At 61.5% G+C, this 18690-nt stretch carries 18 protein-coding genes; 9 read left to right on the top strand and 9 right to left on the bottom strand.

The annotated features are described in order from the left end of the window. The 7 genes from lptA to DQ405_RS18450 form a co-directional block, all read left to right on the top strand. Positions 1–298: lipopolysaccharide transport periplasmic protein LptA (lptA, locus tag DQ405_RS18420; RefSeq protein ID WP_168425532.1), on the top strand; the 298-nt coding region annotated here is incomplete at its 5' end. Then, positions 298–1023, top strand: a complete 726-nt coding sequence (gene lptB / locus DQ405_RS18425) for an LPS export ABC transporter ATP-binding protein (RefSeq protein ID WP_158187501.1) — start codon at positions 298–300, stop codon at positions 1021–1023. The genes lptA and lptB, both read left to right, overlap by 1 nt. Before the next feature lie 148 nt (positions 1024–1171). Further along, on the top strand, positions 1172–2680 hold the full coding sequence (locus DQ405_RS18430; protein WP_168425533.1) for an RNA polymerase factor sigma-54: 1509 nt from the start codon (positions 1172–1174) through the stop codon (positions 2678–2680). Between the two features lie 79 nt (positions 2681–2759). Further along, positions 2760–3068 carry a ribosome hibernation-promoting factor, HPF/YfiA family gene (gene hpf, locus DQ405_RS18435; RefSeq protein WP_168425534.1) on the top strand — a complete coding sequence of 103 codons (309 nt, stop codon included), beginning with the start codon at positions 2760–2762 and terminating at the stop codon, positions 3066–3068. Positions 3069–3074: 6 nt separating this feature from the next. Then, on the top strand, positions 3075–3539 hold the full coding sequence (gene ptsN / locus DQ405_RS18440) for a PTS IIA-like nitrogen regulatory protein PtsN (protein WP_168425535.1): 465 nt from the start codon (positions 3075–3077) through the stop codon (positions 3537–3539). 168 nt (positions 3540–3707) lie between these two features. Next, positions 3708–4565 carry an RNase adapter RapZ gene (rapZ, locus tag DQ405_RS18445; protein WP_168425536.1) on the top strand — a complete coding sequence of 286 codons (858 nt, stop codon included), beginning with the start codon at positions 3708–3710 and terminating at the stop codon, positions 4563–4565. A gap of 8 nt (positions 4566–4573) precedes the next feature. Further along, entirely contained in the window at positions 4574–4846 is a 273-nt protein-coding gene (locus DQ405_RS18450) for an HPr family phosphocarrier protein (protein ID WP_168425537.1), read from the top strand. A 166-nt stretch (positions 4847–5012) separates the two neighbouring features. On the opposite strand, the gene pmbA is transcribed toward DQ405_RS18450, so the two are convergent. Continuing rightward, on the bottom strand, positions 5013–6359 hold the full coding sequence (gene pmbA, locus DQ405_RS18455) for a metalloprotease PmbA (RefSeq protein WP_168425538.1): 1347 nt from the start codon (positions 6357–6359) through the stop codon (positions 5013–5015). Between the two features lie 106 nt (positions 6360–6465). Here pmbA and yjgA point away from each other — a divergent pair, with 106 nt between their 5' ends. Further along, positions 6466–6987, top strand: a complete 522-nt coding sequence (yjgA, locus tag DQ405_RS18460) for a ribosome biogenesis factor YjgA (protein ID WP_168425539.1) — start codon at positions 6466–6468, stop codon at positions 6985–6987. 79 nt (positions 6988–7066) lie between these two features. Here the strand turns inward: yjgA and tldD are convergent, their stop codons facing one another. The 8 genes from tldD to mreB all read right to left on the bottom strand — a co-directional run bounded on the left by tldD (position 7067) and on the right by mreB (position 18074). Beyond that, entirely contained in the window at positions 7067–8509 is a 1443-nt protein-coding gene (gene tldD / locus DQ405_RS18465; protein ID WP_168425540.1) for a metalloprotease TldD, read from the bottom strand. Then, positions 8506–9357 (bottom strand): carbon-nitrogen hydrolase family protein, encoded by an 852-nt coding sequence (locus tag DQ405_RS18470; RefSeq protein ID WP_168425541.1) that lies wholly within the window; start codon positions 9355–9357, stop codon positions 8506–8508. The genes tldD and DQ405_RS18470 overlap by 4 nt, the downstream gene beginning before the upstream one ends. Before the next feature lie 45 nt (positions 9358–9402). Further along, positions 9403–13206, bottom strand: coding sequence for a YhdP family protein (locus tag DQ405_RS18475; protein WP_168425542.1), 3804 nt, complete (start codon positions 13204–13206; stop codon positions 9403–9405). A gap of 49 nt (positions 13207–13255) precedes the next feature. Further along, entirely contained in the window at positions 13256–14713 is a 1458-nt protein-coding gene (gene rng / locus DQ405_RS18480) for a ribonuclease G (protein WP_168425543.1), read from the bottom strand. Positions 14714–14800: 87 nt separating this feature from the next. After that, complete coding sequence (locus DQ405_RS18485; RefSeq protein WP_168425544.1) at positions 14801–15391, bottom strand: Maf family protein; 591 nt, start codon at positions 15389–15391, stop codon at positions 14801–14803. A gap of 67 nt (positions 15392–15458) precedes the next feature. Beyond that, on the bottom strand, positions 15459–15947 hold the full coding sequence (gene mreD / locus DQ405_RS18490) for a rod shape-determining protein MreD (protein WP_168425545.1): 489 nt from the start codon (positions 15945–15947) through the stop codon (positions 15459–15461). Then, the gene (gene mreC, locus DQ405_RS18495) at positions 15944–16909 is read right to left on the bottom strand and encodes a rod shape-determining protein MreC (RefSeq protein ID WP_168425546.1); all 966 of its coding nucleotides are present in this window, start codon (positions 16907–16909) and stop codon (positions 15944–15946) included. Before mreC ends, mreD begins: the two co-directional genes overlap by 4 nt. Positions 16910–17036: 127 nt before the next feature. After that, the gene (gene mreB / locus DQ405_RS18500) at positions 17037–18074 is read right to left on the bottom strand and encodes a rod shape-determining protein MreB (protein ID WP_025242938.1); all 1038 of its coding nucleotides are present in this window, start codon (positions 18072–18074) and stop codon (positions 17037–17039) included. Positions 18075–18388: 314 nt separating this feature from the next. Between mreB and gatC the strand changes: the two genes are divergently transcribed. Then, a complete protein-coding gene (gatC, locus tag DQ405_RS18505; protein WP_168425547.1) occupies positions 18389–18676 on the top strand; it encodes an Asp-tRNA(Asn)/Glu-tRNA(Gln) amidotransferase subunit GatC in 288 nt (95 codons plus the stop codon). Positions 18677–18690 lie beyond the last annotated feature (14 nt).

Genomic DNA, 18690 nt, shown 5'->3' on the forward strand with positions numbered 1-18690 from the left:
CTCCATTGGCAAACCTGCCTACTACGAGCAGAAGCCAGCCGTGGACAAGGAAATCGTCAAGGCGTACGGCCTGACTATCCAGTATTTCGCAGCAAACGAGCGCATCGTGCTGATCGATCAGGCGAAAGTGGTGCAGGAAGGCAATACTTTCGAAGGCGAAAAGATTGTCTATGACACTCAGCGGCAGATCGTCAACGCCGGCCGTGCTACCAATGCCGATGTCACCACGCCACGCCCTCGCGTGGATATGGTCATCCAGCCGCGCAAGAAAGAGCAGGCAGCGGAGCAGACCGAGTAATGGCAATCCTGAAGGCCCAGCATTTGGCGAAAAGCTACAAGAGCCGCCAGGTCGTACGCGATGTCAGCCTGTCCATCGAAAGCGGACAAATCGTCGGCCTTCTAGGGCCCAACGGTGCAGGCAAGACGACGTGCTTCTACATGATCGTAGGCCTGGTCAAAGCCGATCAGGGGCGGGTATTGATCGATGAGCAGGATGTCACCCATCTGCCGATGCATGGCCGCGCCCGGGCCGGTATCGGCTACCTGCCGCAGGAAGCTTCAATCTTCCGCAAGCTGTCAGTGACCGACAATATCATGGCGATCCTGGAAACCCGCAAGGATCTCGATCGCAGCGGTCGCCAGCAGGCGCTGGAAGGGCTGCTGCAGGAGTTTCACATCCACCATATCCGCGACAGTCTCGGCATGAGCCTTTCCGGAGGCGAGCGGCGTCGCGTCGAGATCGCTCGCGCGCTGGCCACGGCGCCCAAGTTCATCCTTCTTGACGAGCCATTCGCCGGTGTCGACCCGATCTCGGTTGGTGACATCAAACAGATCATCCATCATCTGAAGGCCAAGGGCATCGGCGTGCTCATCACCGATCACAACGTACGCGAGACGCTAGACATCTGCGAAACCGCTTACATCGTCAATGACGGTCAGCTGATCGCCGAGGGCGACGCTGAGACGATCCTGGCCAACCAATTGGTGAAGGAAGTCTACCTCGGACACGAATTCCGCCTCTGATCCTACTTTTTTCCACCGAGACGCACGCCTAGGGCTAGGCAAAGGCTTCTTCAGCAGGCATATAATTTGCTTACATCGGCGCCAGCAGCGCCAGCGAAATCGGAACAGGCGCGGTTGCGCCGGCAAACAAGGTTCGAAGTCCTCTGCCATGAAACCATCGCTAGTCCTGAAGATGGGCCAGCAGCTGACGATGACACCGCAGCTGCAACAAGCCATACGATTGCTTCAGTTATCCACGCTCGATCTTCAGCAGGAGATTCAGGAAGCGCTGGACTCCAATCCCATGCTCGAGCGCGAAGAGGACGGAGACGACTTTGATAACTCCGACCCGATGGCCGAGTCGATCGAGAAAAAGCCGGAAAACACCTCCGCCGAGCAGAGCGAGCCGGACAATCACTACGAGGAACCCATCAACACGGTGGAGAACCTTGAGGAAGGCGACTGGAGCGAGCGCATCCCTAACGAGCTGCCCGTGGACACGGCCTGGGAAGACATCTACCAGACTAGCGCCAGTAGCTTGCCCAGCAATGATGACGATGAGTGGGATTTCACCAGCCGCACCTCCACCGGCGAAAGCCTGCAGAGTCATCTGCTCTGGCAACTCAATCTGGCCCCAATGAGCGACACTGACCGTCTCATCGCGGCCACCCTGATCGATTGCATCAACCCACAGGGTTATCTCGACGAAACCCTCGAGGAGGTGCTCGAGTCGTTCGATCCGGAACTGGAAATCGAACTCGACGAGATCGAAGTGGTGCTGCGCCGCATCCAGCAGTTCGAACCGGCCGGCATCGGCGCCCGTGACCTGCGCGAGTGCCTGTTGTTGCAGCTTCGCCAGCTTCCCGAGCGAACCCCCTGGCTGAGCGAGGCAACGCGACTTGTCAGCGATCACCTGGATATCCTCGGCAGCCGCGACTACAGCCTGCTGATGCGCCGCATGAAGCTCAAGGAGGACGAGCTGCGCCAGATCATTGATCTGATCCAGACGCTCAATCCCCGCCCCGGCTCACAGATCGAAGCAGGCGAGCCGGAGTACGTCGTGCCTGACGTGATCGTGCGCAAGCACAATGGCCGCTGGCTGGTCGAGCTGAATCAGGAAGCGATGCCGCGCCTGCGGGTGAACGCGCAGTATGCAGGCTTCGTCAAACGTGCCGACGCCAGTGCCGACAATACCTTCATGCGTAACCAGTTGCAGGAAGCGCGCTGGTTCATCAAGAGCCTGCTCAGCCGTAACGAAACACTGATGAAGGTCGCCACGCAGATTGTCGAGCACCAGCGCGGCTTCTTCGAACACGGCGATGAAGCCATGAAGCCGCTGGTGCTGCATGACATCGCCGAGGCGGTAGGGATGCACGAGTCAACGATCTCCCGGGTCACGACGCAGAAATTCATGCATACGCCCCGCGGCATCTACGAACTGAAATACTTCTTCTCCAGCCACGTCAGCACAGCCGAGGGCGGCGAATGCTCGTCCACAGCGATACGGGCGATGATCAAGAAGCTGGTCGCGGCGGAAAACGCCAAAAAGCCATTGAGTGACAGCAAGATCGCTGATCTACTGGAGGCACAGGGTATTCAAGTTGCGCGTCGCACCGTCGCCAAGTACCGCGAGTCACTCGGTATCGCGCCATCCAGCGAACGTAAGCGACTGATGTAAATGCCAGGCACCTGATTGATGTCTTCCGGTGGCGGGTCCTCAGCCCACCAATCCGTTTGTGGCAAAAAGGAGATGCAGTATGCAAGTCAACATCACTGGCCTTCACCTGGAAATCACAGAAGCCCTGCGTGACTACGTCGACGAGAAGTTCGATCGACTGGAGCGGCATTTCGATCGCATCATTGCCATTCAGGTCATCCTTCAGGTCGAGAAACTCAAGCAGAAAGCCGAAGCCACGCTGCACGTAGCCGGGCGCGAAGTCGTCGCCAATGCCGAACATGGCGACATGTACGCAGCCATAGACCTGCTTGTCGACAAGCTGGACCGACAGCTCATCAAGCACAAAGAAAAACAGCTCGACCATAACCAGGGCGCCCTAGCTCGCTGACCCATCATGATCCGAATCGAAAACATACTGACCCCCGGACGTTCTCTGGTGAACGTACCGGGCGGCAGCAAGAAACGCGTCCTGGAACAGATCGCCAAAGTGCTCGGCCGAGACCTTCCAGACCTCGACTCCCAAGCCATCTTCGAAAGTTTCGTTGCTCGTGAGAAGCTCGGCTCTACCGGCTTCGGCAACGGAATTGCTATTCCTCATTGCCGGATGCCCGGCTGCACGTCACCGCTCAGCGCGGTGCTGCGGCTCGATACACCAGTGGATTTCGATGCCATCGATGGTGCGCCGGTCGATCTGCTGTTCGTTCTGCTGGTGCCGGAAGCAGCGACCGACGAACACCTTGAACTGCTTCGGCAAATCGCCAGCATGCTGGACCGCGACGAGGTCCGCGAACGCCTCCGCCAGGCCAATACGGGACCGGACCTGTATCAGGCCGTCGTCGATATTCAGAGCGGTCGCTAGGGCCTGTTGACGTTTCGCTGTGGCCGCAACCGAGGCCCTGACGAAACGGCATTCATCGCCCTACGCTGAGTGAGGAAGAGACGTGCCCAAAACCTGCAAACTCCCACCCTACCCGCGCTGCGTACAGCATGGCTGTCAGGCCCGCGTCCTGTCGAACGTGACACTGCAATGCGCCTGATCATCGTCAGCGGCCGCTCCGGTTCCGGCAAGAGCACGGCGCTCGATGTGCTCGAGGACAACGGCTTCTACTGTATCGACAACCTGCCCGCCGGCCTTCTACCGGAGCTGGCAGAACGGGCGCTGCTGCACACGGAGCTGCTGCAGCCGCAGGTCGCAGTCTCTATCGATGCGCGCAATCTACCCAGCCAACTGAAGCGCTTCCCCGAACTGCTCGAGGATGTCCGCGCCCGCTATATCCAGTGCGATGTGCTGTACCTCGACGCCGCAGACGAGACGCTACTCAAGCGCTTCTCCGAAACGCGCAGGCGTCATCCGCTGACCAACCAGAACCGCTCCCTGGCCGAAGCCATCCGTGACGAAGAGCTGCTGCTGGCCCCCATCATTGATCACGCCGATCTGAAGATCGACACGACGCACCTCAACCTGTATCAACTGCGCGACACGCTGAAGCTGCGCCTGCTCAACAAGCCTGAACCGGGCACGGCGTTTCTCTTCGAGTCATTTGGCTTCAAGCGCGGCATGCCGGTTGACGCCGACCTGGTGTTTGATGTCCGTTGTCTGCCCAACCCGTACTGGAAGGCAGATCTGCGCGATTTTTCGGGACTGGACCAGCCCGTCATCGATTACCTGGCCACGCAAGCAGATGTTGAAGAGATGTTTCAGGACATCCTTGCCTATCTGAGCAAATGGCTTCCGCGCTTCGCGGCCAGCAATCGCGCCTATGTCACTGTCGCTATCGGCTGCACAGGTGGGCATCACCGCTCGGTCTACCTGGCTGAGCGGCTCGGGCAGGCACTGCGCGAACCCCTGAAGAACGTTCAGGTCCGTCACCGCGACCTGGCTTAGGAACCTACATGCCTTCGTGCGAAATCACAATCATCAACAAGCTGGGCCTGCATGCCCGCGCAGCCGCCAAGTTTGTCGGTGTCGCTAGCCGTTTTCCGTGTGACATCCGGGTCGGGCGTTGCCCCGCCAGCCTCATCGATGGCAAAAGCATCATGGCCGTCATGATGCTTGCCGCCAGCAAAGGCACCACGCTTCACCTGCACACCCAGGGCGAACAGGACCAGGAGGCACTCGAGGCGTTGACCGCGCTGATCGAAGACTATTTCGAGGAGGGCGAGTAGCCGAGCTGGAAGCTGGAAGCTGGAAGCTGGAAGCTGGAAGCTGGAAGCTGGAAGCTGGAAGCTGGAAGCGAAACAGTGTCGAGCCCGGCCAAGCCCTTTCAACCTTTTAGCTTCAAGCTTGCAGCTGCTATTCCGTCCAGCTTTCCATCTGCTTCCCGATTGCGGCTTAACTCCCCGCCACCTTCATCCGCTCGATCAGCACTGACCCGGTGTGAATGCTGCTACGCGTCTCGACATCGCAACCCACCGCGACGATCTGACGGAACATTTCGCGCAGGTTGCCGGCAATGGTGACTTCCTGCACCGGGAACTGGATTTCACCGTTCTCGACCCAGAAACCGCCGGCACCACGCGAATAGTCGCCCGTAACCAGGTTCAAGCCCTGCCCCATCAGCTCGGTGACCAGCAATCCACGTCCCATACGACGAATCAAAGCCGCCTGATCTTCATCACCGTGAGTGACGAAAAGGTTGTGCACGCCGCCGGCATTGGCAGTGCTGGCCATGCCCAACTTGCGCCCGGAGTAGGTGCCCAACACATAGGAGAGCAGTTTGCCGTTCTCGACGAACGGCTTGGCATAGGTCGCCAGGCCATCGCCGTCATAGGCCGAACTGGCCAATCCGCGCGGCAGATGCGGACGCTCGTCGAGACTTAACCACTCGGGAAATAGCGTTTGCCCCAACGCGTCTTCCAGATAAGACGACTTTCGGTAGAGATTGCCGCCCGAAATCGCAGCGAGGAAATGGCCGAACAGCCCCGTCGCCAGCTCCGACGAGAACAGCACCGGTACATCGCAGGTCGGTACGGGACGAGCACCCAGGCGGCGAACCGCGCGCTCGGCGGCACGTCGACCAATGGACTCGGCGGACGCCAGGTCACCAGCGACTCGGGAGACATCGTAGTGGTAATCCCGCTGCATCTGCCCTTCGGCCTCGGCGATCATCACGCTACTAAGACTGTGGCGAGAGCTGCAGTAGGCTCCGATGAAGCCATTGCTATTGCCGTAACCCCGGCAGCCCTGGTGGGTGCTCAAGCTGGTACCGTCAGCGTTGAGGATGCGCTTGTCGGTAGCGAAGGCTGCCGCCTCGCAGCTGAGCGCCAGCTCTACCGCCTCGTCGGGGGAAATGCTCCAAGGGTGGTACAGATCCAGATCCGGCACGCCCTTCGCCATCAACGCCGGATCGGCGAGACCGGCAAACTCATCTTCGGAGGCATGTTTGGCGATCGCTAGCGCGGCAGCCACCGTTTCTCGAATCGCCTCTTCGCCGCTGCCGGTGGTACTGGCCGAACCTTTGCGCTGGCCGACGTAGAGGGTAATACCGAAGCCCTGGTCGCGATTGAACTCGACCGTCTCTACTTCGCGCTGACGGACCGTCGTTGACAGGCCCTGCTCCATCGAGACGGACACTTCGCAGGCACTTGCGCCCTGTCGACTGGCCTCCTCTATGATCCGCGCGACCTTTTCGCGCAGTCCGGGTAACGCGTGCGGACCGATCCCCTCAATTTCACTCATAAACACTCCAACAACTGATTCGATCAAGTCGCAGCCAAGGGTGCTCGATTGAGCTCCGCGGCAAGGCTGCTGTTATCATGGCGGCATTTCCTACTGGACCAGCCCCATGCCTGATATTTCCGATCTCGACGGCTTCGAGGAGAAAAGCAAAACCCAGGTCAAGCGTGAGCTGCACGCCCTCCAGGAGCTGGGTGAACGCCTCACGACTCTCAAGCCCGATGTACTAGACCGTCTGCCACTCACCGATGCACTGCGCAAAGCAATGGCCGATGCGCCGAAGCACACGGCCCATATCGCGCGCAAACGCCATCTGCAGTACATCGGCAAGCTGATGCGCGATCAGGACGTCGACGCCATTCTGGCTCTGGTCGACCAACTCGATGCCTCAACCCGCCAATACAACGAGCGCTTCCATGCACTGGAACGCTGGCGCGACCGTCTGATCGCCGGCAACGACGAGACCCTCGAAGCCTTCGTCACTGACTACCCCGAGGCCGACCGTCAGCACCTGCGTGGGCTGATTCGCCATGCCCAGCACGAAGCGGCGCGAAACAAGCCGCCGGCCGCCAGCCGCAAGATCTTCAAGTACATCCGCGAGCTGGACGAGACCCAGCGCGGGCTGCGCTAACCAAGCAGCTGCAAGCTTTACGCTTCAAGCGACACAGTAACAAAGCGCACCTTGCGCTGGCTTGAAGCTGAAGCCCTCGTCAGGCCCCTGTTCCTCCCACCGTTATGCCGTCTATCTTCAAGGTCGGCTGACCGACGCCGACCGGCACCGACTGGCCATCCTTGCCGCAGGTGCCGACACCACTGTCCAGAGCCAGGTCGGTACCGACCATCGAAACCTTGTTCATCACCTCCGGTCCGTTGCCGATCAGGGTAGCGCCCTTCACTGGCGCGGTAATCTTGCCGTCCTCGATCAGATAGGCCTCGCTGGTCGAGAACACGAACTTGCCGCTGGTGATATCCACCTGTCCGCCACCGAGGCTCGCGCAGTAGATGCCCCTCTTCACCGAGCGGATGATTTCCTCCGGGTCGCTTTCGCCCGCCCGCATATAGGTGTTGGTCATCCGTGGCATCGGCAGGTGCGCGTATGATTCGCGCCGGCCGTTGCCGGTGGGAGCAACGCCCATCAAGCGCGCGTTGAGCTTGTCCTGGATGTAGCCTTTGAGTATTCCGTTCTCGATCAGCGTGGTGCACTGAGTCGGTGTGCCTTCGTCATCGACGCTCAGCGAGCCGCGCCGGTTGGCCAGGGTGCCGTCATCGACGATGGTGCACAGCTTGGAGGCAACCTGCTGGCCGATCCGGCCGCTATAGGCTGAACTGCCCTTGCGATTGAAATCGCCTTCCAACCCGTGACCGACGGCCTCGTGTAGCAACACGCCCGACCAGCCCGGCCCCAACACGACTGGTAAAGTACCCGCTGGCGCCGCAACGGCTTCGAGATTCACCAGCGCCTGTCTCAGCGCCTCCCGAGCATAGCTCATCGCTCGGTCTTCGCTGAGGAAGTAATCGTATCCGGTACGGCCGCCGCCACCATGCCCGCCGCGCTCGCGGCGCCCGCTCTGTTCGACGATGACGCTGACGTTGAAGCGCACCAGCGGGCGTATATCGGCCGCCATGCCGCCGTCCAGACCGGCCACCAGAATGTGCTCCCAGACGCCTGCCAGGCTCACAGTGACCTGTTTGATGCGTGGATCCAGCGCTCGCGTGGCGACGTCGATCCGCTTGAGCAGCTCGACTTTCTCCGCCCGGCCGAGCCCATCCAACGGGTTGTCGCGGTCATACAAAGAGGTGAACGCAGCCTTGGACAGCACCTGAACGCGGCCCTGCTGACCGCCGCGAGCGATCGAGCGGGCCGCTTCGGCGGCCTGGCGCAGCGCATCGGCAGTGATCGCATTGCTGTAGGCGAAGCCGGTCTTTTCACCGGATAGCGCGCGGACGCCCACGCCTTGCTCGAGGTGAAATCCGCCTTCTTTGACGATGCCGTCTTCCAGCACCCAGGACTCGGTCACCTGATCCTGAAAATACAGATCCGCGGCATCGATACCGGGACCAGCCAGTTCGCCGAGCAAGCCTGGCAGATCATCGAGCCCCAGCCCGCCCGGCGTCAGCAGGCGCTCGGTAACAGGTAACAACAGTTCACTCATATTTGCTCCAAAGTGTCCGAGACCATGCAGGGCGCGGTGAATCGGCGATGGTCCAGCACTGGCATGCGCTGGCGCGTATCCGCCTGTCCCGCCGGGTCTCGGTCGGCAACCAGTGCCGCTTCGCCAGATGTATGTGTGCTCAGCACGCGTCCCCAATGATCCACGATAGACGAATGACCGTGGGTAAGCCGCCCGCCAGGATGTTCACCGCCCTGCGCTGCCGCCAGCATATAACATTGAGTCTCGATGGCCCGCGTGCGAATCAGCATCTCCCAATGCGCCTGGCCTGTCACGCTGGTAAAAGCCGATGGCGCGCTGATCAACTCAGCGCCGGCCAGGCGCAGCGCCGAATACAGCTCGGCGAAACGCAGGTCGTAACACACCGTCATGCCGAGTCGGCCTACCGGGGTATCGACCACCACCAGGCGCTCTCCCGCCGCGTAGTCATCCGATTCCCGATAACGCCCACGCGCATCACTGACTTCCGCGTCGAACAGGTGCAGCTTGTCGTACCGCGCAACACGCTGTCCCTGGTCATCAACCAGCAGCGAGGACGCCCTGACTTTCGATCGCGGCTGGCCATCCGGCGGCAGCGGCAGCGTGCCGGCGACTATCCATAACCTGAGGTCACGTGCAGTCCGTTTCAACCATGGCAGGATTGGCCCGATCCCCTCGGCTTCGGCACGGCCGATCGCCGGCAAGTCGGTCCGCCCCATTGCGGCAAAGTTCTCCGGCAACACCGCAAGCCGTGCACCGGTCTCGGCGGCCTGCTCCAACAAGCGCCTGGCGACCGCTAGATTCGCCTGAATGTCGGCCTGGCTGATCATTTGAATAACGGCTAGGGTCATAGATGAATACGCTCCGCATGCTCGGCCCACTGCAGAACACTACAGTCAGTTGGGCTTCTCGAAAGGCTTGTCGAAGGTAATTTTGGGCGCCTGCCAAGGGCCCTCGACCTTGTACTGGACCGTCGCAAAGCGCGCGACTTTGTCTCCCAGCAACTTGTCGACGACAAAAAGGGCGCCGCCAATGGCCGGTGCGCCAACAATCAATGCGGCCAGCGGCAGGTTGTTGCTGACCGGAAGCGTGACCAGCAGCTTGGCGTCGATACGATCATTTACCATATCCAGTTTGCCATCCAGCTCAAGATTGCTGGACGGCCCGGTGACCGTCAGCGGCTGAGAGGTCACGTAGATACCGTCGGTCGCGACCAGCTCGGCCTTGATCCGGTCGTAGCTCAAGCCCTTGCTGAACAGATCCGAGAAGTCCAGCCGCAGCCGCCGACCGATTGAATCGAAATTGAGCAGACCAAACACCCGCAGCGCCTGCGCGCCGCCATCCACCTCGCGAAGTTGGCCATTGCGCAGCCGAGCGTCGAGTTGGCCGGACAACCGATTCAGCGCGAAGAATGCCGGCGAGCCCGGCCAGCTGGCGTCCACGTCCAAGCGAAAATCCTCGCTGGTAGTTGAAGGCGCGAAACCCCAAGCCAGCAGTACATCGGCGAGATTCGCCCCCTCCAGCCGCCCTTTGTACCAGGTTCGCGATCCACTCCAGCCACCGTTGCCACCAAGTTTCAAACCCTTGAGATCCAGATCGAGATCTGAGAACGCCACCCCCTCCGCGCTCGGCCGCACCTTCAACGACCATGCACCCAGCGACTCCTCGCCCCGCAGCAACTCGGCTACGGCAATATCCATGGCCGGCAGGCGCTTCGGATCGACATCGGCCAGCGCATCGCTGGGCTGCGCCTGCGCCTGATCCGTGGCGGCCGCTGGCAGACGCAATCGCGACAGATCCAGCGCGATGGGCTCACTGCCGTTATCCGGCAGGCGAACGGCGCCGATGACGGTCTCACTATCCAGTCCGAGCAACCAGCCTGTGGGAAGTCGCTGCACGGCGACTCCGAGATTGTCGATCTGAGTGCCGAAGCCCTCGAAGGTGCCGATATCGAGCTGGACCTGGCGCAACATCGAGGCCCCCGTCTCATTCGTCGAGGCCTCGCCGTAGGTCGCCAGCAGCGCTTGCCATTCGCTCAGATCGAAGCGCGAAATATCGCCGCGAACATAAAGGCCCTGGTCTGTGCGCAGGTTCGCCGCCGCGCCGCCCAACACCAGTTCACCGCCGCCCTCGCTCCAATTGCCGGTCGGCGCGACGAAGGTCAGCGCCGCCAGTGCGTCGTGTCTGAGCGTGTAACGCTGGCGCTCGCCACCCAGGGTCATTCGCAGCGTGGTATCACGCCGCTCCTTGGATGCCTTGCCGAACGGCGCCGGAAGCGCCAGCTCGGTACCCAACAACGACGAATCCACCTGAAGACGGTTCTCGGTACCGCCCAGTAAAAGCGTCAGCCGCAGCGGCAGATCCCCCGAAGCCGGCAGCGGTTGTTCGATTTTTCGCCACGCCAGAAGGCGATCCAACGTTACCGTGCCGGACGCCTCGATCCGTGTGGATGGCTTGCCTGGCTTTCCAGTGGCGATTGCCTTGCCTTGTACCGAGGCGCCCAGCGTACGGCCACGAAATGTCTTTGCACTGAAACCTTGCTCACTGTCATAGCGAAACTCACCGCCCAGCGCTTCGAGCTGCAGATCCGCCTGCGCGATGAACAGTGACGCATCGCTGCTGGCAAACTCGGCCACAACCTGAGGCCGACCGCCCTGGGCCAGTGGAATACCCAGTTCGAGCGTCCCGCTCAACGGGCCATCACCACGCCAGCCGGCGAACAGTTCACCGGTGCCGATCGGCGCCACCTGCATCAGCGCCAACGCATCTCGCAGGTAGCCATCCACCTGACCCTCGACATCTAACCGCAGTGGCTGAGCGCCACGGTTGCGAGGAACTTCGGCCGTAGCGTCATGTACAAGGCTGTCGAGCATGCGTGCCTCAGCCAGGCGTACCCGCACGCCCCTATTTTCGATCAGCACCTCGCCGCGACCTTCGCGCAACACCGGCCAGCCGGGTTGAAACGCAAGCTCGGCATCTTTCACCTTGAAATAGAGGCTCAGGCTCCGCGCGGTGTCGTCAGCGCCCGCAGCCAGCGCGCCCTGATACTGAAAGTAGCCCTGCTCGACCGTGCCACCGCGAATCGCCGTATTCAGCCACTCGCTCAACGCCGGGCTCAGCGCGGGCGAACGTGTCGGCAGATACTTTTGCGTGTAGCGAGCATCCCCGTCAGAGATGCCGACCCGCAGGTCCATGTAATCTTCTACCGCCGGATCGCGCATCAGGCGGATCAGGAAATCGCCGGCGATGCGCCCCTCTTCACCGTCGACCTGCAGATAGGGCGCGGCGAGCGTGACGGCCTGGTCATCCAGCGTCCAGCGTAGGCTGCCACGGGCACGATGGTACTCCCAGGGACGCGGGAATAGCTGGGCCAGATGCAGCGCGAAATCACGATTATCGAAACGCAGCTCGCCCCCGGAAAGAGTGCCCTGTACGGCGCCGCTGACGTTGCGCACGGCAGGCACCCAGTTGTGTGCACTGATGCTGACCGAATCGAGATTGGCAGAGAACACCAATTGCTCGGCGCTGGGCGCCGCCGGGCGATAGTCGAGCTGCAGATTGCGCAGCGTTCCGCTCGGTGCCAGCCCGAGCAGGTACTCGTTTGCCAGCTCAGGCAATGGCGCCACGGCGTGAACCAGAGCCGCCACCGGCCCGACAGCAAGGTGATCGGCCTGCAGACGCCAGCGATCTTCGGCGGCGTGTTGTTGGATCACTACTGCGGTATCCCGCCAGCGCTCCCCTTCGAGCGTGAAGGCCAGACCATCGAGCTGCAAGCGATAGCCATCAGCCGCCCGATCGAGATAAGCGTTCACAGCCAGATCCTCAATCAGCATGGGATCACGTTGCTGTCGCCTCAATTGCAGTGTCGGCGCATTCAATCGAGCCACCGCACGCGCCAATCCCTGTGCGCGCCAGTCAATCCATATCTCGCCGCCAGCCTGGAGCTGCTCAAGGCTCCAGCTGCCGGCCAGGCCCGCCGGCACCCAGGCGGCCCAATCGCTCTGCGGCAGGCTCAGATAGAGCTTGGCCTCACTGGCCTGCCAGTCGTTTGTTTGCACCAGTGCCTGGGCCCCCAGGCTCAGTGGCTGGCCATTCGGCAGCAATACACGACCATCCAGGCGCAAGCGCTCGCCGGCGATGCGCAGCTCCAGGTTGGCATACGTCAGGGTCAGCGGCGCTTCGGCATGCGCCTCGAAAGTAATCTGGCTATCCAGAAGCCGCAGACTTCGAATTCGCTGCAGCTCGGCAAAAAGCTTTGCCGGGTCGGCCGGCGACTGTTCGTCGCGTTCAGGCAGCCCATCGATACGCCATTTGCCTTCGGCGTTTTGCACCAGACTCAGATGGACACCGGTGAACTCGATGGCCTTCAGTTGCAGCTGACGGGACAGGAGAGTGGCCGCAACGTCCGGCACCAACGCCAGGCGATCCAGCCGCACCGCTGCATCGCCTTCGCCTAGAATCACATCGTGCCCCAGTAACCGCGGCGAAAAGCCCTCCCAGCGACCTTCCAGCCTGCCGAGCGCGACCGGCATATCCAGCAGCTCATGCGCCTTGTCCTGGATTTCGAGGCGATACTCGGCTACCAGCGGGACCAATTGCCGGCCAAGACTCACATAGAGCGCAAGCAGCATCAGCCCGATTGCGCCCAGCCAGAGGCTGCGGCGCAGGAAAACGAGCACAAGGGCCAGAAGCCGACTCATACGGATGCGCTCCACCCTTCCAGGGCCGGATGGCTAGGTTTGCATCTATTCAGAGCAGCACCACGTCGTACTGTTCCTGGGAGTACATGGTTTCGACTTGGAACTTGATCGAACGACCGATAAAGCTTTCGAGGTCCGCCACATTGCCCGACTCCTCATCGAGCAGCCGATCGATAACCTTCTGGTTCGCCAGCACACGGTAGCCTTCGGGTTGGTAGGCGCGCGCCTCGCGCAGGATTTCACGGAAGATCTCGTAGCAAACGGTTTCCGGCGTTTTCAACTTGCCGCGCCCTTGGCAGCACAGGCAGGGCTCGCACAGCACCTGCTCAAGGCTCTCGCGCGTGCGCTTGCGGGTCATCTGAACCAGGCCCAACTCGGTAATGCCGATGATGTTGGTCTTGGCGTGGTCACGCTCCAGCTGCTTTTCCAGCGTACGCAAGACCTGCCGCCGATGTTCCTCGTCCTCCATGTCGATGAAGTCAATGATGATGATCCCGCCGAGATTGCGCAGCCGCAACTGGCGAGCAATGGCGGTGGCCGACTCCAGGTTAGTCTTGAAGATGGTTTCCTCAAGCGTCCGATGACCAACAAAGGCGCCAGTATTTACATCGATGGTGGTCATCGCCTCGGCCGGGTCGATGATCAGGTAACCGCCGGACTTGAGCATGACCTTGCGTTCGAGCGCCTTCTGGATCTCGTCCTCGACGCTATAGAGATCGAAAATCGGCCGTTCGCCTGGGTAATGTTCAAGATGCTCACTCAGCTCGGGCATCAGCTCGCCGACGAACTGGCTGACCTTCTGGAAGTTCTCGCGCGAGTCGATACGAATCTTCTCGATACGCGGATTGACCAGATCGCGGAGGGTGCGCATGGCGAGCGACAGATCTTCATAGATGACCGAGGGCGCGCCGGCGGTTTTCATCTGGCCGTCGATCTGCTCCCACAGGCGGCGCAGATAGCGAATGTCCATCAGGATTTCGTCGCTGCCGGCCCCCTCGGCGGCGGTGCGCAGGATGAACCCGCCAGTTTCCTTGATGCCTTCGGCCGCGACGCACTCGGCGACCACCTGTTTGAGTCGGTCACGCTCGGCTTCTTCTTCGATGCGCAGGGAGATCCCGACATGGCTGGTCTTGGGCATGTAGACCAGATAGCGTGAGGGTATCGACAACTGCGTGGTCAGCCGCGCGCCCTTGGTACCGATCGGGTCCTTGGTGACTTGCACCACCAGCGCCTGCCCCTCATGGACCAGCGCGCTGATGGGTTCGACCGCATTGCCTTCACGGCTGGATATTTCCGACGCATGAATAAAAGCCGCGCGCTCGAGGCCGATGTCGACAAACGCCGCCTGCATACCGGGAAGCACCCGCACTACCTTGCCCTTGTAGATATTGCCGACGATGCCGCGGCGTTGGGTACGCTCGACGTGCACCTCCTGCAGGACGCCGTTTTCCACCACCGCCACCCGGGACTCCATGGGGGTGATGTTCATCAGGATCTCTTCGCTCATTGTTATTCTCGGCCGATGGGCGGGTGAACAGCCGAAGCTGACGAGTTTGGCTCGATTCTAACGGCATACGCCGCCGAGCCACAGGCTCTAGACGGAGCTTTTAGTCCAGTACCCGATGCCATAGGCGTCTAGCATTTGAGCCGTTTCGCATAATGGCAGGCCGACCACACCCGAGTAGCTGCCTTCCAACGTGCTGACGAAGATTGCGCCCCAACCCTGAATGGCGTAGCTGCCTGCTTTGTCCTGGGGCTCGCCGCTGGCCCAATAGGCCTCCATCTCGTCGGGCCGGATCGAACGGAAGCGCACCCGACTGGTGACCAGCCGAACCACGCAATCCGACTGGCTGGCCAGCGCGACCGCCGTCATCACCTGATGCTCGCGACCGGACAACGCCTGCAGCATCGCTAGTGCGTCCGCCTTATCAGCCGGCTTGCAGAGGATCTGCTGATCCAGCACCACCGTGGTATCGGCACCCAGCACGCAGGCCGAGGCGTCACCGACCAGCGCCAGTCCCGCCAGCGCTTTCTCGCGCGCCAAGCGTTGCACGTAGGCGTCTGGCGATTCGGCCACAGCGGGCGTCTCGTCGATCGAGACCGAAAGAAGGGAAAACGGAACGCCGATCTGCGTCAGTAGTTCACGGCGTCGTGGTGACGCGGAGGCAAGAAACAATGCGGGCATGCCGGCTCCTTGGAGAAAAGAGCGAAGCAGGTTCGCATATCCAGGCGATGCCCGAAAGCACGACGGGTCAGTAGACGTTGAAGCGACGCCGCGCCCATTGCAGGGCGACGAACACCCAGGGCCAGAGCAGCGCACTGACCGGCACAGGAATGAGGAACAGCAGCGTCGGCGGACGATTGCCAGTCAGCGTATTGAGCCACAGCTGCACCAGCTGAGCGATCCCCAGAATCACCAGTAGCACCAGGCTCTGTTGCAGGAGTGGGAACATGCGCAGGCGCTGCTGCAGACTCAGCACCAGGAAGGTAAGCAGGATCAGCGGAAGACCGTTCTGCCCGAGCAAGGTGCCGGACAGGACGTCGAGCATCAGGCCGAAGAAAAACGCCGCACCCATGCCACCGCGATGGGGCAAGGCGATCGCCCAGTAGGCGATGAACATGCCGAGCCAGAGGGGACGCGCTAGCCCGAAGCTAGCCGGCATGGGTGCCACGCTGAGCAGCAACGCCAGCATCAGCGATAGCCAGATGACCCAGCCGTTGTTCGGCCGCCCGTTGATCATGGCCGAACCTCGCTTGCCGGGGGTGCCGCGTCCGGTACAGTCGGGGCGGCTTCCGGTTCTTGTGATTCCGGGGCCGCTTCAGCAGGGGCAGGTGCTGCCTGCTCGGCGGCCTCGCGATCGGCCGACTCCTGAGCTTGCGCCGCGGCCGTGGCACGCTCCTCGGGACTCCGCGAATCGCTGAAAACCAGCAAAAGATAGCGGCTGCGGTTGAGCATCGCGGTGGGAATGGCGCGGACGATCAGGAACGGCTGACCGGAGCCGCGTACCACCTCGGTGACCTGAGCAACCGGATAACCGGAGGGAAAGCGCTGCCCCAGTCCGGAACTGACCAACAGATCGCCTTCTTTGATATCGGCCGTCTCGGCGACATGACGCAACTCGAGGTAATCGGGACTGCCGGTGCCGACCGCAATCGCCCGCAGGCCGTTGCGATTGACCTGCACCGGAATGCTATGGGTGACATCCGTCAGCAACAGCACCCGGGCGGCGTAGGGCATGACTTCGACAACCTGCCCCATCAATCCGCTGGCGTCGAGCACCGGCTGGCCGAGAAACACGCCGTCGCGCTCGCCTTTGTCGATCAGAATACGGTGTGTAAAAGGGTTGGGGTCCAGGCCTATTAGCTCGCCGACGATCACCTTGTCATCGACCAGAGCTGCAGAGTTGAGCAGCTCGCGCAGGCGCACATTCTGCTCAGTCAGCATCGCCAGCTTTTGCAGCCGCCGCTGCATCAGCAGCGCTTCGGCCTTAAGCTTCTCGTTCTCCGCCGCCAGGCTGGTACTGCTGCTGATCTGCTCGGTCGCACGCTGCCAGGTGCGTACCGGTAGATCGGCCAGCCAGTAGAAAGGCGTCAGCACCAGCCCCATCTGGCTGCGCAAGGGCTTCAGCGTCTCGAAGCGAGCGTCGACCACCATCAGCGCGACACAGAGCACGGAAAGCACCAGCAGGCGCACTCCGAGCATGGGTCCTTTGGCGAATAGTGGCTTGATGGGCGGATCCTCGCAGCTGCAGGCTTCAAACTAAACGCGACAAGCCGAGAGCAGAGCTGACCCTGCTTTCGGCTTGCGCTTGGAGCTTATCGCTTGTAGCTCACTCCGTGGACAGCAGGTCCATGGCATGACGGTCCATCATTTCGAGTGCCCGACCGCCACCGCGTGCAACGCAGGTCAACGGCTCTTCGGCGACGATGACCGGTAGACCGGTCTCTTGTGCCAGCAGCTTGTCAAGATCACGCAACAACGCACCGCCGCCGGTCAGCACCAGACCGCGCTCGGCGATATCCGACGCCAGCTCGGGTGGCGATTGCTCCAAGGCACTCTTGACCGCCTGGACGATGGTCGCCAGGGATTCCTGCAACGCCTCGAGGACTTCGTTGGAGTTGAGGGTGAAGCTGCGCGGTACACCTTCAGCCAGGTTACGCCCGCGAACGTCGACTTCGCGAACATCGCTGCTCGGGAACGCGGTGCCGATTTCCTGCTTGATGCGCTCGGCGGTGGATTCGCCGATCAGGCTGCCGTAGTTGCGGCGCACATAGGTCACGATGGACTCGTCGAAGCGATCGCCGCCAACACGTACGGATTCAGCGTAGACCACGCCGTTAAGCGAAATCAGCGCGATCTCGGTGGTGCCGCCACCGATGTCTACAACCATCGAACCGCGGGCTTCGTCGACGGGCAGGCCGGCACCGATCGCGGCAGCCATGGGCTCCTCGATCAGGAAGACTTCGCGCGCGCCGGCACCGAGGGCCGACTCACGAATTGCGCGGCGCTCGACCTGCGTGGACTTACAAGGGACGCAGATCAGAACGCGGGGGCTGGGCTGCAGAAAGCTGTTTTCGTGAACCTTGTTGATAAAGTACTGCAGCATCTTTTCGCAGACGCTGAAGTCTGCGATCACGCCGTCTTTCATCGGGCGGATGGCGTTGATGTTGCCAGGGGTACGGCCGAGCATGCGTTTGGCGTCAGTGCCCACCGCGACGACACTTTTCTGGTTGCCGTGGGAACGGATGGCAACCACAGACGGCTCGTTCAAGACGATGCCGCGATCGCGCACATAAATAAGGGTATTGGCAGTGCCCAGGTCGATCGACAAATCGCTGGAAAACATGCCACGCAGTTTCTTGAACATGGAGAAAGGGCCCTGGGGCAAACGCGTGGGGAAAAAAGTGCCGCAAACTCTAACAATGGTGCGAACTTAGGGCAAGGCGCACGTCGGCGCTCATCGGGCCAGACGTGAGCCACTGCTCGATAAATGAACAGATGCAATAAATGGCCGGACGGACGGCAAGCCGCGGCCGCGCTACCGACAAGTGACATAGGCATGTAAGATTGACGGCTTTTCCGGGCCTGAATGCCCACCGCCGCGGCTCGACCGCTGCTGCGCTTGCGTCGGCCTTAGCCGACGGAAGGTGTACTCGACTCGCTTCCCGCTGGAGAATCCCGATGGCGCTTGAACGCTCCGAAGTGGAAAAGATCGCTCATCTGGCCCGCCTGGGTCTGAATGAACACGACCTGCCCCGCACCACCGAGACCCTGAACAACATCCTCGGCCTGATCGACCGCATGCAAGCGGTCGATACCGCCGGCATCGAGCCGCTCGCCCACCCGCTGGAAACCCACCAGCGTCTGCGTGCAGATGAAGTCACCGAGCACAACCAGCGCGACGCCTATCAGACGGTCGCACCGGCCGTGGAAGACGGCCTGTACCTGGTTCCGCGAGTGATCGAGTAATGAAGGACGCCGAC

The organism is Pseudomonas sp. SST3, assembly GCF_003325755.1.

Coding starts and splice junctions, on each gene's coding strand:
- lptB (WP_158187501.1), top strand. CDS start 298: ATGGCAATCCTGAAGGCCCAGCATTTGGCGAAAAGCTACAAGAGCCGC.
- DQ405_RS18430 (WP_168425533.1), top strand. CDS start 1,172: ATGAAACCATCGCTAGTCCTGAAGATGGGCCAGCAGCTGACGATGACA.
- hpf (WP_168425534.1), top strand. CDS start 2,760: ATGCAAGTCAACATCACTGGCCTTCACCTGGAAATCACAGAAGCCCTG.
- ptsN (WP_168425535.1), top strand. CDS start 3,075: ATGATCCGAATCGAAAACATACTGACCCCCGGACGTTCTCTGGTGAAC.
- rapZ (WP_168425536.1), top strand. CDS start 3,708: ATGCGCCTGATCATCGTCAGCGGCCGCTCCGGTTCCGGCAAGAGCACG.
- DQ405_RS18450 (WP_168425537.1), top strand. CDS start 4,574: ATGCCTTCGTGCGAAATCACAATCATCAACAAGCTGGGCCTGCATGCC.
- pmbA (WP_168425538.1), bottom strand. CDS start 6,359: ATGAGTGAAATTGAGGGGATCGGTCCGCACGCGTTACCCGGACTGCGC.
- yjgA (WP_168425539.1), top strand. CDS start 6,466: ATGCCTGATATTTCCGATCTCGACGGCTTCGAGGAGAAAAGCAAAACC.
- tldD (WP_168425540.1), bottom strand. CDS start 8,509: ATGAGTGAACTGTTGTTACCTGTTACCGAGCGCCTGCTGACGCCGGGC.
- DQ405_RS18470 (WP_168425541.1), bottom strand. CDS start 9,357: ATGACCCTAGCCGTTATTCAAATGATCAGCCAGGCCGACATTCAGGCG.
- DQ405_RS18475 (WP_168425542.1), bottom strand. CDS start 13,206: ATGAGTCGGCTTCTGGCCCTTGTGCTCGTTTTCCTGCGCCGCAGCCTC.
- rng (WP_168425543.1), bottom strand. CDS start 14,713: ATGAGCGAAGAGATCCTGATGAACATCACCCCCATGGAGTCCCGGGTG.
- DQ405_RS18485 (WP_168425544.1), bottom strand. CDS start 15,391: ATGCCCGCATTGTTTCTTGCCTCCGCGTCACCACGACGCCGTGAACTA.
- mreD (WP_168425545.1), bottom strand. CDS start 15,947: ATGATCAACGGGCGGCCGAACAACGGCTGGGTCATCTGGCTATCGCTG.
- mreC (WP_168425546.1), bottom strand. CDS start 16,909: ATGCTCGGAGTGCGCCTGCTGGTGCTTTCCGTGCTCTGTGTCGCGCTG.
- mreB (WP_025242938.1), bottom strand. CDS start 18,074: ATGTTCAAGAAACTGCGTGGCATGTTTTCCAGCGATTTGTCGATCGAC.
- gatC (WP_168425547.1), top strand. CDS start 18,389: ATGGCGCTTGAACGCTCCGAAGTGGAAAAGATCGCTCATCTGGCCCGC.